This window comes from Micromonospora halophytica, assembly GCF_900090245.1.
GTDB lineage: Bacteria > Actinomycetota > Actinomycetes > Mycobacteriales > Micromonosporaceae > Micromonospora > Micromonospora halophytica.
Genome location: NZ_FMDN01000042.1, coordinates 1 through 13,350, shown reverse-complemented (window position 1 = coordinate 13,350; position 13,350 = coordinate 1). Strand labels below are relative to the sequence as shown.

At 71.7% G+C, this 13,350-nt stretch carries 13 protein-coding genes and 3 pseudogenes; 8 read left to right on the top strand and 8 right to left on the bottom strand.

Annotated elements, in window-relative coordinates; all coding sequences use genetic code 11:
- Positions 1-203, bottom strand: a 203-nt coding sequence (locus GA0070560_RS27560; protein WP_139131620.1) for a transposase, incomplete at its 3' end; no start/stop codon positions are given.
- A 142-nt stretch (positions 204-345) separates the two neighbouring features.
- Between GA0070560_RS27560 and GA0070560_RS27555 the strand changes: the two genes are divergently transcribed.
- Positions 346-1,062 carry a GntR family transcriptional regulator gene (locus tag GA0070560_RS27555; RefSeq protein WP_091303009.1) on the top strand — a complete coding sequence of 239 codons (717 nt, stop codon included), beginning with the start codon at positions 346-348 and terminating at the stop codon, positions 1,060-1,062.
- A 181-nt stretch (positions 1,063-1,243) separates the two neighbouring features.
- Positions 1,244-1,444: a DUF397 domain-containing protein gene (locus tag GA0070560_RS27550; protein WP_091303007.1), complete on the top strand. Its 201-nt coding sequence runs from the start codon at positions 1,244-1,246 to the stop codon at positions 1,442-1,444.
- 116 nt (positions 1,445-1,560) lie between these two features.
- On the opposite strand, the gene GA0070560_RS27545 is transcribed toward GA0070560_RS27550, so the two are convergent.
- Entirely contained in the window at positions 1,561-1,905 is a 345-nt protein-coding gene (locus tag GA0070560_RS27545; protein ID WP_170839611.1) for a type II toxin-antitoxin system PemK/MazF family toxin, read from the bottom strand.
- Positions 1,902-2,156 (bottom strand): hypothetical protein, encoded by a 255-nt coding sequence (locus GA0070560_RS27540; RefSeq protein WP_091303005.1) that lies wholly within the window; start codon positions 2,154-2,156, stop codon positions 1,902-1,904. Before GA0070560_RS27540 ends, GA0070560_RS27545 begins: the two co-directional genes overlap by 4 nt.
- 78 nt (positions 2,157-2,234) lie before the next feature.
- Between GA0070560_RS27540 and purB the strand changes: the two genes are divergently transcribed.
- Positions 2,235-3,659 (top strand): adenylosuccinate lyase, encoded by a 1,425-nt coding sequence (gene purB / locus GA0070560_RS27535; RefSeq protein WP_091303003.1) that lies wholly within the window; start codon positions 2,235-2,237, stop codon positions 3,657-3,659.
- 125 nt (positions 3,660-3,784) lie between these two features.
- Here purB and GA0070560_RS27530 read toward each other — a convergent pair whose 3' ends face one another.
- Together GA0070560_RS27530 and GA0070560_RS27525 are read right to left on the bottom strand one after the other, a co-directional pair.
- Entirely contained in the window at positions 3,785-4,264 is a 480-nt protein-coding gene (locus tag GA0070560_RS27530; protein ID WP_245675756.1) for a YbjQ family protein, read from the bottom strand.
- A gap of 108 nt (positions 4,265-4,372) precedes the next feature.
- The gene (locus GA0070560_RS27525; RefSeq protein WP_091303001.1) at positions 4,373-5,056 is read right to left on the bottom strand and encodes a S1 family peptidase; all 684 of its coding nucleotides are present in this window, start codon (positions 5,054-5,056) and stop codon (positions 4,373-4,375) included.
- Positions 5,057-5,525: 469 nt separating this feature from the next.
- Between GA0070560_RS27525 and purS the strand changes: the two genes are divergently transcribed.
- The 4 genes from purS (at position 5,526) to GA0070560_RS27505 (ending at position 10,196) form a co-directional block, all read left to right on the top strand.
- On the top strand, positions 5,526-5,789 hold the full coding sequence (gene purS / locus GA0070560_RS27520) for a phosphoribosylformylglycinamidine synthase subunit PurS (protein ID WP_088959474.1): 264 nt from the start codon (positions 5,526-5,528) through the stop codon (positions 5,787-5,789).
- Complete coding sequence (gene purQ, locus GA0070560_RS27515; RefSeq protein WP_091303000.1) at positions 5,786-6,469, top strand: phosphoribosylformylglycinamidine synthase subunit PurQ; 684 nt, start codon at positions 5,786-5,788, stop codon at positions 6,467-6,469. The genes purS and purQ overlap by 4 nt, the downstream gene beginning before the upstream one ends.
- A 192-nt stretch (positions 6,470-6,661) precedes the next feature.
- Complete coding sequence (gene purL, locus GA0070560_RS27510) at positions 6,662-9,436, top strand: phosphoribosylformylglycinamidine synthase subunit PurL (protein WP_091302997.1); 2,775 nt, start codon at positions 6,662-6,664, stop codon at positions 9,434-9,436.
- A gap of 4 nt (positions 9,437-9,440) precedes the next feature.
- Complete coding sequence (locus GA0070560_RS27505; protein ID WP_170839610.1) at positions 9,441-10,196, top strand: 2-phosphosulfolactate phosphatase; 756 nt, start codon at positions 9,441-9,443, stop codon at positions 10,194-10,196.
- 70 nt (positions 10,197-10,266) lie between these two features.
- Here the strand turns inward: GA0070560_RS27505 and GA0070560_RS27500 are convergent, their stop codons facing one another.
- Positions 10,267-12,294, bottom strand: a complete 2,028-nt coding sequence (locus GA0070560_RS27500) for a carboxypeptidase-like regulatory domain-containing protein (protein WP_091303011.1) — start codon at positions 12,292-12,294, stop codon at positions 10,267-10,269.
- A 154-nt stretch (positions 12,295-12,448) separates the two neighbouring features.
- Here GA0070560_RS27500 and GA0070560_RS27495 point away from each other — a divergent pair.
- A pseudogene (locus tag GA0070560_RS27495) lies at positions 12,449-12,676 on the top strand (sterol carrier family protein); the annotation flags it as partial.
- Positions 12,677-12,768: 92 nt separating this feature from the next.
- On the opposite strand, the pseudogene GA0070560_RS30180 reads toward GA0070560_RS27495, so the two are convergent.
- Together GA0070560_RS30180 and GA0070560_RS27485 are read right to left on the bottom strand one after the other, a co-directional pair.
- Positions 12,769-13,017 (bottom strand): annotated as a pseudogene (locus GA0070560_RS30180) (transposase); the annotation flags it as partial.
- A gap of 17 nt (positions 13,018-13,034) precedes the next feature.
- Positions 13,035-13,350 (bottom strand): annotated as a pseudogene (locus GA0070560_RS27485) (IS1634 family transposase); the annotation flags it as partial.

Sequence of the window (13,350 nt, the reverse complement as noted above, 5' to 3'; positions counted from 1 at the left end):
ACCGTCTGCCAGGGTCCGTAGCACTCCGGCACGTCCCGCCACGGCGATCCGACCCTGGTCCGCCACCTGATCCCATCAATGAGCAGCCGTTTACTCCATGTCGGCGGCCGACCCGGCCTCTTGCCCGTGCGCAGCAACGGCTCCAGCGCCGCCCACTGCGCGTCGGTCAGGTCGTGCCGCCTCGTTGCCGCTACGCTGGCCACGAGGTCTCCGGTGTTCAGGTCTTCTTGGTCGAAGAACCATCTACCGGAGACCTCACCGACTATCGATCACCGACACGCCGGATCGATCAAGCCCGGACAGTCAACCCTGCCCACTTCTGAAACACGGCCTAGGGAGCGGGAAATGGCCAGCGAAGGCGACGGCCGTCCCCGCCATGAGCAGATCGCGGCCGACCTCCGCGCCCGCATCATGTCCGGGGAGCTGCCTGCCGGATCGCAACTGCCCTCGATCCCCACGATGGTGACGAGCTATGCCGCCGCCACGGCGACCGTGCAGCGTGCACTCGCTGCACTGAAGGCGGAGGGAGCGGTCCGCAGCGAGATGGGTCGGGGCGTCTACGTACGCGAGCGGCAGCCTCTCGTGATGGAGGCGTCCGCCTATCTCGCGCCTCAGCCCGGCAAGATCGCTTACCGTCTCCTTGCCGTCAAGGAAGTTGATCCGCCGGATGAGGTCGGACGCCTGCTGGCGCTGGGCGGTGATGACAAGGCCGTGCTGCGACAGCGGCTCATGGCGTACGACGGAGAGCCCACCGAGCTGTCCTGGTCGTACTACCCCGCCTCGATGGTGCGAGGCAGCGAGATCGCCGAACACCACAAGATCAGCGGCGGGGCTGCTCGCGTATTGGCGGACCTTGGTCATCCGCAGGGTGAGGTGGTCGACCGAGTCTCGGCGCGAATGCCGACCTCGGAGGAGGTGGAGGCGTTGACGCTGCCGCCGTATGTGCCCGTGTTGCGTCAGCTACGGGTGATCTACAGCCTGACGGAACGGCCTGTAGAGGTGTCGATCCTGATCAAGGGTAGTCATCTGAACGAACTTCGCTACCGTGTCCCTGGGCGGTAGTCCTGACGCTGCAGGGTTTGCGTGCCCCCCCGATTGAGCATGCGGCGGAGTCCGCGCCTGCTCAGCTGGCTGGGCGGCAGCGTCCGCCTCTATCGTGTTCACCTACTCAGCCGGGGGCAATCTGATGATCGAGGGCGTAAGGGCTGATTCCGTCCTCCCGAGCTGTGATCGGCTGCGCGAGATGACGCCTTGCCCCCTGCCGCCGGTCGCGTGGCGCGTCAGCACGAGAAGTGGCAGCGGAGGCGGCAACTGTGTCGAGGCCGGTCCGGTGCTGGACGGGACCGGCCGGGTCGCCGTACGCGACAGTAAGGACCGTGACGGCGTGGTGCTGCTCTTCGACGTGAGTGGTTGGAAATCCTTCTTGGACGGTCTGCGCGGCTGAGATTCAAGAGCCGTTGAGCGTGGCTGAGACGCCGTGGGTCAGCACTTCGGTGCCCCGAGTCCGCCGGCGGCTGATGCTGCTCGATGACCGGCCGATCGAGTGACCGACGGGTGCGCTCACAGGTCGAGCATCTGGCGGAGCACCCGGCGTACCTCCGCGACCTGCTCGGGTCGGAGTCGGTACACCGGCCCGCGACCGGTCAACCGGCTGGCCGAGACCGTGCGCACCTGCTCGGTGATCACCCAGCCGGTGCGCCGGCCGGGCACCTCGATCGGCACCCGGTGCAGCCATCCCGGCCGCTCCCGGGTCGTCAGGGGCAGCACGCTGACCAGCGCGCCACCGGTCAGGTCGAGGTGGAAGCGGGACGACACGACCAGCGCCGGGCGCTGACCGGCCTGCTCGCGACCCTCGGTCGGGTCGAAGTCGAGCCACCAGATCTCCCACGGCTTGAAACGACTCACGCCTCGTCGGCCCACGGGTCGCCGACGGGGGCGTCGACGCTGTGCCACTCCTCGGTCTCGACGAGGTACTCGGCCCAGCCCTCGGGGTCGGTCGCGCGGTAGTGGTCCATCGCGGCGACCGCCTTGACCCGCCAGTGCTCCTCCAGCAGGCGCTTGACCGCCTCGTCGGCGCTCACCCCGCCGAAGTCCTCGGCGGCGACCCGGAGCACCTGCTCGCGGGTCTCCGGGCTGACCCGCATCATCGTCGTCATACGGGCGAGTATACGGACCCGTAAACATGCCTGCCCGCAGCGGCGGCACGGGATCCGGGCCATGAAAGACTGAGGTACGTGACGACGATCCCGAACGTGCTCGCCAACCGGTACGCCTCGCCCGAACTGGTCGCCCTCTGGTCGCCGGAGGAGAAGGTACGGATGGAGCGGCGGCTCTGGCTCGCCGTACTGAAGGCCCAGCGGGACCTCGGCGTGGCCGTGCCGGACGGGGTGGTCGAGGCGTACGAGGGGGTGCTCGACGACGTCGACCTGGCCTCGATCGCCGAGCGGGAGCGGGTCACCCGGCACGACGTGAAGGCCCGCATCGAGGAGTTCAGCGCGCTCGCCGGGCACGAGCACGTGCACAAGGGGATGACCTCCCGGGACCTCACCGAGAACGTCGAGCAGCTCCAGGTGCGCGCCTCGTTGGAGCTGATCCGGAACCGGGTGGTGGCGGCGCTGGCCCGGCTGGCCCGGCTCGCGGCCGAGCACTCCGGCCTGGTGATGACCGGCCGGTCGCACAACGTCGCCGCGCAGGCCACCACGCTGGGCAAGCGCTTCGCCTCGGCCGCCGAGGAGCTGCTGATCGCGTACGAGCGGCTGGACGAGCTGATCGGCCGGTACCCGCTGCGCGGCATCAAGGGTCCGGTGGGCACCGCCGCCGACCAGCTCGACCTCTTCGACGGCGACGCCGGCAAGGTCGCCGAGCTGGAGCGCCGGGTCGCCGAGCACCTCGGGTTCCGCCGGGTGCTGGACAGCGTCGGCCAGGTCTACCCGCGCTCGATCGACTTCGACGTGCTCTCCGCGCTGGCCCAGGTGGCCGCCGCGCCGTCGTCGCTGGCCACCACGATCCGGCTGATGGTCGGCCAGGAGTTGGCCACCGAGGGCTTCAAGCCCGGCCAGGTCGGTTCCAGCGCGATGCCGCACAAGATGAACACCCGCTCGTCGGAGCGGGTGAACGGATTCGCGGTGATCATCCGGGGTTACCTGTCGATGGTCGGTGAGCTGGCCGGGGACCAGTGGAACGAGGGGGACGTCTCCTGCTCGGTGGTCCGCCGGGTGGCCCTGCCGGACGCGTTCTTCGCCGCCGACGGGCTCTTCCAGACCTTCCTCACCGTGCTCGACGAGTTCGGGGCGTACCCGGCGGTGATCAGCCGGGAGCTGGAGCGCTTCCTGCCGTTCCTCGCCACCACCAAGATCCTGGTCGCGGCGGTGCGTCGGGGCGTGGGGCGCGAGGTCGCGCACGAGGTGATCAAGGAGCATGCGGTGGCCGTGGCGCTGGCCATGCGGGAGAAGGGCGCCGCCGAGAACGATCTCTTCGACCGTCTCGCCGCCGACACCCGCCTCGGCCTGTCCCGGGCCGAGATCGACACCCTGGTCGCCGACCCCACCACCTTCACCGGCGCCGCTCAGTCCCAGGTCCAGTCGGTCACCAACCGCATCGCCCAGGTCGTCGCCGCCCACCCCCAGGCCGCCACCTACACCCCACCCCCCATCCTCTGACCCCCGCCCCCGTCCTCCCGGCCCCACCCACCTAGTTGATCAAGAGGTTTTTGGTCAGATCCGAGCCGTTTCCGGACCAAAACCTCTTGATCAACCCCGCAGTCGGGCTGGCCGGGGCGGGTGGGTCAGTCGCGGGTGGGGGTTTCGGCGGCGGAACTCAGGTTGGGGGCGCTCGCGGGTTCGGCGATGCCGCCGGGGGCTTCGGCGATGGCCGGGTCGTGGGCGGTCTCGGCGGCGACCAGCGGCTGGTCGGGCGGCATGACGTCGGGGACCTTGGGGGCCACGATCACCGCCGTGCCGTACGCGCAGATCTCCATCCACATCTCGCCGCAGTCCCGGCTGTCGAAGCGCATGCCCACCACGGCGTTCGCGCCGAGCCGGCGGGCCTCCTCGCCGAGCCGGGCCACCGAGTCGGTACGCCAGCGGGTGAGGTTGTCCGGCGCCATCGGGTCGTACGCGCCACCGCGCAGGTTCTTCACCCCCTCGCGGTAGGGGTTCCGGGTCCTGGCCATCGAGGACACCACTTCGCCGAGGATCTGGCGGATCTCGTAGCCGGGCAGTTGCTCCGTCGTCACGACCAGCACGGTTCCGATGCTGTCAGTCATGGGCGGGCCGGTTCGTGAGCCGTGTTCACCTGATCGGATGCTGCAAAACGAGGCGGCGCGGACGTCCGGCACCAGGCCAGCCGTCCGCGCCGCCAAGGGCGCTAACCGTCAGACACCGGCCACCGAGGTGATCCAGGCCCGGTTGTACGCGACGCTGCCGTAGTTCTGGATGCTGTAGCCGTCAGCGGTCGAGGCCACGCCGACCTGCCGGCCGTTGTAGAACTGCGGGCCGCCCGAGTCGCCCCGCCACGCGTTGCCGGTGATCTCCGTGCTCCGGATCGCCTGGCCGCCGTACGCGTCGGTGTAGTTGGTGCTGGTCACCCGGACGGACGCGGTCTTGAGCTGGCTGGAGGCCGAGCAGCCGCTGTAGCAGGTCTGGCCCCAGCCGTAGATCGTGTTGGTGGAGTTGATCGGCGGGTTGGCGCTGGCCAGCGTGACGTACGAGGTGCTCACCGGGCTGGACAGGCGCATCAGGGCCAGGTCGTAGCGGCCGTAGGTGGCGCTGACGGTGCGGGTCGCGCCGCCCGACGAGCGGTAGACGCTGCCGACCCGGACGGACATCGAGCCGCCCAGGCAGTGCCGGGCGGTGAGCACCCACTGCGGCGCGATGATCGTGCCGGAGCAGGTGAACGAGCCGTTGCTGAACACCGCGGCGGCCCACGGGGCGGAGGAGACGGTGTTGCCGCCGATGATCGGCTGGGGGCCGGCCGGGGCGGCGGTGGCGCCGGAGGCGGTGGCGAGGACGCCGGCGAGCGCGGTGGTCAGCACCGCGAGCAGGGGGCGGAGACGCATGTCGGGGACTCCTTGTCGGGGTGGCCCGGGGTCGCCGGGCGAGAGCCGATGCGTCGGCGGGCGAAGGGGTGGTCCGCCGAGGACGCCGCACATTCATGGACGTCTGTCGATGTAGGTTAGGGCTCCCGAGTCCCGTTCACAAGAGTGCGATCGAGATTAGTCGATGTGACAAGGTTGGTCGGCGACATGCTCGTCCCTGTTTGTCGGGAACTGGTCAGCGATGTCGGTGTGCGACGAGAAACCCCTGCTCAGAGGGGTGGCATGAGCGTGTCGCCGCAGTGACAGGCAACGAATCCGCATCAGCGGCGCAACGAACGCGCATCGGCCGGCCGCTCGAACGTCCGGCTACGTCGATCACTGCCCGGACTGCGCCCGGCCGGTGCGTCCGGAGCGGAATCTGCCAGGTACGCTGGCTGCGCTCGCCCGTAGTGGGCCGGCACCCAACTGCGTACACAGTCAGGAGTGCCCAGTGCCTCGCGTCGTCGTCGACGTCATGCTCAAGCCCGAGATCCTCGATCCTCAGGGCCAGGCCGTCGCAAACGCGCTGCCGCGGCTCGGCGTCAGTGACGTCGCCTCTGTCCGGATCGGCAGGCGGATCGAGATCGAGTTCACCGGTGAACCGGACCTGGACCGGGCCCGGGAGATCGCCGACAAGCTGCTCGCCAACCCCGTCATCGAGGACTTCACCGTCCGCGTGGTGGAGGCCGACGAGACCGTGGACGCGCACCCGTGACCGCGCGCGTCGGTGTGGTGACCTTCCCCGGCTCGCTGGACGACGGGGACGCCGCCCGGGCCGTACGGATCGCCGGCGCGGAGCCGGTCCGGCTCTGGCACGGTGACGCGGAGCTGAACGGAGTGGACGCGGTCGTCCTCCCCGGCGGCTTCTCCTACGGCGACTACCTGCGCTGCGGCGCCATCGCCCGGTTCGCCCCCGTGATGGGCAAGATCGTGGACGCCGCCCGAGGCGGCCTGCCGGTGCTCGGCGTCTGCAACGGCTTCCAGATCCTCTGCGAGGCCCACCTGCTCCCGGGCGCGCTCACCCGCAACCAGCACCTGCACTTCCGCAACCGGGACCAGGTCCTGCGCGTGGAGTCGACCGGCACCGCCTGGACGAATGCGTTCCAGGCGGACCAGGAGATCCTCATCCCGGTCAAGAACGGCGAGGGCTGCTACGTCGCGGACACCGCGACCCTGGACGAGTTGGAAGGCGAGGGGCGCGTCGTCGCCCGCTACGTCGGCGGCAACCCCAACGGGTCGCAGCGCGACATCGCCGCGATCACCAACCCCGCCGGCAACGTGGTCGGCATCATGCCCCACCCCGAGCACGCGGTGGAAGCACTCACCGGCCCCTCCCTGGACGGCCTCGGCTTCTTCACCTCGGTGCTCAAGCACCTGGTGGGGACGCCGGCGTGAGCGCGAGGAGTGAGCCGGTTCTGCGAGCCCCGCAGTCGCGAACGAAGGACGACACACCGTGAGCGCGAGGAGTGAGCCGGTTCTGCGAGCCCCGCAGTCGCGAACGGAAAGCGGCCTGGTGACCGTGTGCGGCAGGATCATCGGTCGGCTCCACCGCCCGGCGGGCGGCCACGAGCGCAGCAAGGAGAGGTCATGACCACCCATCCGGACCCGGTCGTGCGGGATACCCCGGGTACCTTCCCGGCGGAGCCGCGCGCGGCCGCCGTGGCACCGCACGGCGGCCCGGCCGACGCGGGCCGTCCGGTCGCCCCGGCGCCGGGCGCCGAGTGGGCCGACGGCGTGGACACCGTGCCCCGGGCCGCCGGCACCCCGGAGGAGCTCCAGCCGTACGCCGAGCTGGGCCTCCGTGACGACGAGTACGACCGGATCCGGCACATCCTCGGCCGGCGCCCGACCCAGGCCGAGCTGGCCATGTACTCGATCATGTGGAGCGAGCACTGCTCCTACAAGTCGAGCAAGGTGCACCTGCGTCAGTTCGGCGAGAAGGCCCCGCCGAGCGACCGGCTGCTCGCCGGCATCGGGGAGAACGCCGGCGTGGTCCGGGTCTCCGACGAGCTGGCGGTGACCTTCAAGGTCGAGTCGCACAACCACCCGAGCTTCGTCGAGCCGTACCAGGGCGCGGCGACCGGCGTCGGCGGCATCGTCCGGGACATCCTCGCCATGGGCGCCCGGCCGGTCGCGGTGATGGACCCGCTGCGCTTCGGCGCGGCCGACCACCCGGACACCGCCCGGGTGCTGCCCGGCGTCGTCGCCGGCGTCGGCGGGTACGGCAACTGCCTCGGCCTGCCGAACATCGGTGGCGAGGTCGTCTTCGACCCCTGCTACCAGGGCAACCCGCTGGTCAACGCGCTCTGCCTCGGCGTGCTGCCGGTGGACCGGCTGCAGAAGAAGGACGCCACCGGCCCCGGCAACATCGTGGTGCTGATGGGCGCCCGGACCGGCCGGGACGGCATCGGTGGCGTGTCGGTGCTGGCCAGCGCCACCTTCGACGAGGGCAGCGAGCAGCGCCGCCCGTCGGTGCAGGTCGGCGACCCGTTCATGGAGAAGCTGCTGATCGAGGCATGCCTGGAGCTGTACGACGCCGAGCTGGTCGTCGGCATCCAGGACCTCGGCGGCGCCGGCCTGACCTGCGCGCTCACCGAGACCGCCGCGTCGGCCGGCACCGGCATGCGGGTGTGGCTGGAGCGGGTGCCGCTGCGCGAGCCCTCGATGGAGCCGCACGAGATCCTGGCCAGTGAGTCGCAGGAGCGGATGCTGCTGGTCGTCTCCCCGGACAAGCTGGAGGCGGTGCTCAAGACCGCCGAGAAGTGGGGCGTCTGGGCCACCGCGATCGGCGAGGTCACCGCGCCGTCCCCGGACGGCCAGCCGGGCCGACTGGTGGTCACCTGGCGCGACCAGCTCGTGGTCGACGTTCCGCCGGGCTCGCTGGTGGACGACGGTCCGGTCTACGCCCGCCCGATGCGCGAGCCGGCCGACCTGATCCTGCTCCAGGCCGACCGGGCCGAGACGCTGCCTCGGCCGACCAACCCGGACGCGCTGCGGGACACCGTGCTCCGGATGATCGCGTCGCCGAACCTGGCCGACAAGACCTGGGTCACCGAGCAGTACGACCGCTACGTGCTGGGCAACACCGTGCTCGCCCAGCCGGAGGACTCCGGCGTTATCCGGATCGACGAGCGGACCGGCCTCGGGGTCGCCCTCTCCGTCGACGGCAACGGCCGGTACGCCCGCCTCGACCCGTACAACGGGACGAAGCTGGCGCTGGCCGAGGCGTACCGGAACGTGGCGGTGACCGGCGCGAAGCCGATCGCCGTGACCAACTGCCTCAACTTCGGCTCCCCCGAGGACCCGGGCGTGATGTGGCAGTTCGCCGAGGCCGTGCGCGGCCTCGCGGACGGCTGCCTGGAGCTCGGCATCCCGGTGACCGGCGGCAACGTCAGCTTCTACAACCAGACCGGTGCCGCCCCGATCCACCCGACCCCGGTGGTCGGTGTGCTGGGCGTGCTGGACAACGTGGCCGACCGGGTGCCGATGGGCTTCGTCCCGCGCACCGGCGGCGACCACGACCAGCTCTTCCTGCTCGGCGACACGCATGTGGAGCTCTCCGGCTCGGAGTGGGCCTGGGTGACCCACGAGCACCTGGGCGGCATGCCGCCGCAGGTCGACCTGGCCCGCGAGCGGCAGCTCGCCGAGCTGATGGCGGAGGCGGCCCGGGTCGGTCACCTCAGCTCCGCGCACGACCTCTCCGACGGTGGTCTCGCCCAGAGCCTGGTCGAGTCCTGCCTGCGGCGCGGTGTCGGCGCCCGGATCGCGGTGCCCGAGCGGTTCGCCGACGGCTCCCTGCCGTTCGTCTTCCTGTTCAGCGAGTCCGCCGGCCGGGTGCTGGTCTCGGTGCCGCGGGGGCACGAGAAGGCGTTCACCGCGCTCTGCTCCGAGCGGGGCGTGCCGTGGGAGCTGATCGGTGTCACCGACCCGGCCGGCGGCGCGCTGGAGGTGCACGGCCAGTTCCGGCTCGGCCTGGACGAGTTGCGTGAGGCGCACACCGCGACCCTGCCGGAGCTCTTCGGTGGCCCGGAGGCGGCGCAGGTCGAGGTCGAGGCGACCCGTACCGGCACCACCACCGTCGCCCCGGCGACCGCCGTGCAGCCGGTGGACGTGCCGACCGGCGGGCCGGCCGAGGCGGCCGACGCTCCGGCGGCCGAGGCGGTCGCGGTCGTGCCGGCCGCCGAGGGCGTGCCGGTGGCGGAGGCCGCGCCGGTCGCCGACGCTGACGCCGAGGCTGGTGAGCCGGCCGCCGAACCGGAGCCGACCACGGAGGCCAGCGCCGATGCCACGGCTCCCGACGCTCCGGCGGCGCAGACCGACTCCGGTGACGACGAGCAGCCTTCCGCGCCCGATAAGCGCTGAGGCGTTGGCCGCAGCCGTCTACGCCCAGCCCGGCTCAGGCGCCCGGTTCGACTGGGGCCTGAGCGGGGCGGCGGAACTCGGCCGCGTCTGCGCGGTGCTGGTGGTGGTGGACGTGCTCTCGTTCACCACCGCCGTGGAGATCGCGGTCGGCCGGGGCATGCGGGTCCACCCGTTCCCCTGGGGGGAGCAGGCGGCCGACTACGCCCGGCGGGTCGGTGCGGTCGCCGCGGTGGGCCGTCGACAGATGACCCCGGAACACCCGTGGTCGCTCTCCCCGGCGGCGCTGGCCACCGCGCCGGTCGTCGCCGATCTGGTGCTGCCGTCCCCGAACGGGTCGGCCATCAGCGCCGCCGCGAGCGCCACCGGCCTGCCGGTGGTCGCCGCCTGCCTGCGCAACGCCCGCGCCGTCGGGCGGTGGCTGCGCCGCCACGGGTACGGCTCGAAGGACGCCCCGGTGGGGGTGGTCGCCTCCGGTGAACGCTGGCCCGACGGCACGCTCCGCCCCTCCGTGGAGGACCAGCTCGGCGCGGCCAGCGTGCTCGACGCCCTCTCCGGGGTGCCGGGCGGTCTCTCGGTGGAGGCGGCGATGGCGCTCGCCGCGCTGGCCAGCACCCCGGACGTCCCCGCGGCAGTCCGGGGCTGTGTCTCCGGCCGTGAGTTGATCGAGGGCGGCTTCGCCGCCGACGTGGAGGTCGCCGTGCGGATGGACGCCTCCGAGGTGGTCCCGCTGCTCCGCCAGGGCGTCTTCGCCGCCGCCTGACCCGCTTCACCCCAGCACGTCGAAGGGCCGCCCGGGAATCCGGGCGGCCCTTCGACGGTGTGTCCTCGGGTCAGTCGTCCAGCCAGTCGAGGCGGCGACCGCCCCGGTCCTGCGCCGGGGGCCCGTCCGGCCGGGCCCGGCCCGCCGGGGCCTGGTCGCCGTAGTAGCCGCCGCCCTGCTGCTGGTCGTAGCCGGCAGTGTCGTAGCCGCCGCGCTGCTGCGGGGGCTGCTGGTCGTATCCGCCCTGCGGGCCGCCGTAGCCGCCGCCGGGCTGGTCGTACCCGGCAGGTGCGCCGTAGCCGCCCTGCTGGTCGTAGCCGCCGCGCTGGTCGTACCCGTTGTCGTAGCCCTGCCGCGGGCCGGCGTCGTAGCCGCCGCCCTGCGGGCCGTACCCGGCACCGCCGCGGTAGCCGCCGGTCGGCTCCTGGCCGTAGGCCGGCTCGGCCTGGCCGTAGCTCTGCTCCGGCTGGTAGGTGCTGGTCGGGTACGGGTCGGCCGGCGGGGTGTAGTTGCCGGTGGGCTCGCCGGTGTAGCGGCCGGTCGGCTCGTCGTACCGCTCGCCGTAGCCGCCGCCCTGGTCCGCGCCGGCATAGCCGGGACCACCGGCCGGGGCGGCGTAGTCGTTGCCGTAGCCGGCCCCGGAGGCGGGGGCGTTGCCGTAACCGCCGGCAGCGGCGCCGGCGGCGCCGTAACCGGGCTCGTTGCCGTAGCCGCCACCCGAGGCGGGGGCGTTGCCGTAGCCGGCTCCGGAGGCGGGCGCGCTGCCGTAACCGGCTCCGGAGGCGGGCGCGCTGCCGTAGCCGGCGCCCGAGGACGGTGCGTTGCCGTAGCCGCCCTGCTGGCCGTACCCACCCTGGGCGGGCTCGTCGCCGTAGCCGCTGCCGGCCCAGCCGCCCGCTGCGGCGCCCGCACCGTACGGCTGCGGCGGAGCGCCGTACGGGTCCGGCGGGACGTCGTCGACGATCGGGCGGTGCATCATCGTCGGCGCGTCGCTCAGCGAGGTGCCGCCGACCATCGTCGGGTCCGGTCCGGCACCGACCCGGTTGACCACGCGGGTCCGGTCGTCGGCGCCGCGCAGTGCGCCCCGGGCAGCCGGAACCGCGCCCGCCGCGGCCCCGGCGGGGGCGTCTGCGTCCTCGTCGTCGGCGTTCTTGCGGCGCATCCAGAGCAGCACGATCGTGCCGACGCCAGCTGCCACGAGCAGGCCGCCGAGCAGGATGACCAGGAACGAGCCCATGCCGCCGCCCTCGTCGTTCGAGGCGGCCTGGGGCTGGCCGGGGGTGGCCTCGGCGCTCTCCTCGGTGGCCTCCTCGGTCACCTCCTCGGTCGGCACCGGCTCGACGGAGGTCGACGGGGTGGCGCTCGGGGAGACCTCGACCTTGATCGGCAGGGTGATCCGCTGGCCGGTCAGGCTCTGCCCGGCGCTCGCGTTGATCACCTTGGTCGCGACGATATTGTTCTTGCTCGCGCCCAGTTCGAGTCGGCCCGGAGCAATCGGTCTTTCCGTACTGCCGGTGATCCGGAAGTTTCCGCTGTCGTCACTGGTGGCTTCGAAGCGCTTGCCAGCGCTGTCTTGCAGCAACACGTAGGCGTTGGGAACCGGGTCGCCGCTCGCCGCCACGACCACCTTGCCGGAGATCGATTTGACGGACTGAGTCTCCGGCGGCTTGGTGGTGGGGGCCGCCTTGGCCTTGACGGTCACGGAGAGTGGCGCGGTGGCCGGGTCCGACTGGTCGGGCACCACCCGGACCGTCGCGGAGCCGTTGCCGTCCGGCGCGCTGTCGTTGGCCTTGAGGGTCAGCAGCACCGTCTTGGGGGTACCGGGCGGGCCGTTGAACTGGAAGCTGCCGCAGCCGTTGGCGCAGCTCACCCCGGAGGGCAGCCCGGTGATGCTGATCTGGCCGCTCTTGTCCTCGAGGCTGGGGGCGACGGTCACGCTGACGGTGGTGTCGCTGCCGGCGTTGAGGTTCACCGAGCTGGGCGAGACGTTGACGTTCGCGGCGAGGGCCGGTGTGGCGGGGGCGGTGAGCAGGGCGCCGGCAACCAGCGCTACGACCACACCGGCCCGCTGGCTCCAGGCACGTCGGTGTGTTGACACGTCCACCGCCTTCCGGTCTGACTTCCCCGGTCGGGTTTGAACCAGGGATCATCACGGTACGAATACGCCGTCGGCAACTATGCCTTGTCTGACCGGATCGGCGCGACCCAGGGCCAGCGTCGATGCCGGTGGCATCGAGTCGTATCGTCCCGTCGTGTCCTCTCCGCGTATTAAGTCCGCCGCGGTCGCGGCGGCGCTGACGGCGCTCGACGAGGGGCGTGCCCCCGAACGGCCGGTGTACCGGGAGGCGGTCCGTGCCTTGTTGGCCGCCTTGGCGGATCGCGCTCCCGGCCGATCGGTGGAGGTGCGTGTCCCACCTTACGGTGCAGTTCAGTGTCTTCCGGGTCCCCGACACGCCCGTGGCACCCCGCCGAACGTGGTCACGTCTGCGCTGGCGGTGTAGGAGACGACCACCACGAGATCTCGGTGCGGCAGCGGACGGGCGTGTTCCAGCTTCATCGGCCCGTGCAGGACCTTGTTCAGTGGTTTTTGCGGGTTGTTCGACCAGATTTGGCGCCAGGTCTTACGTAGAGCACCGGTGAACGCGAGAAGGTCGTCGCGGCGTGCGTGGTCGAGGTGTTCGGCCGGGGCGGGGAACTTCGCCTCGATCCCTGGCGACGACCCGCTGGAGCTGGGCTCGGACGCCGTCGGCGTCGGGCTGGTCGAAGATTGTGCGGACCAAGTGGCGATCCACGGCTGCGCCGGCTTCGGCACCCTCATCAGCCCTGAGTTGTAGCGGTTTAGTGACCACGCCAGCCGAGGGCGGTCAGGAGGGTTCGGGTCTCGGTGGGGATGCGCGGGTGGGCGGTTACTTGCTGGGTGCCGATGGTGATGGTGGCTGAGCGGAGGGGCCGCAGGGTCTTGAGGATCTTGTTGATGCTCAGCCCGGAGCGGGCTTGGGCTTCGCGGGAGATGGCGAGGGCGGCGAACACGACGGTCAGGTGGGCTTGGATGCTGTCTTCGAGGCGGTGGAAGACCGGTCGTGCGGCCAGGTCGGACTTGGTCATCCGGAAGGAACGCTCGACCTGGTAGAGGTCGTGGTAGGCGGCGACGACG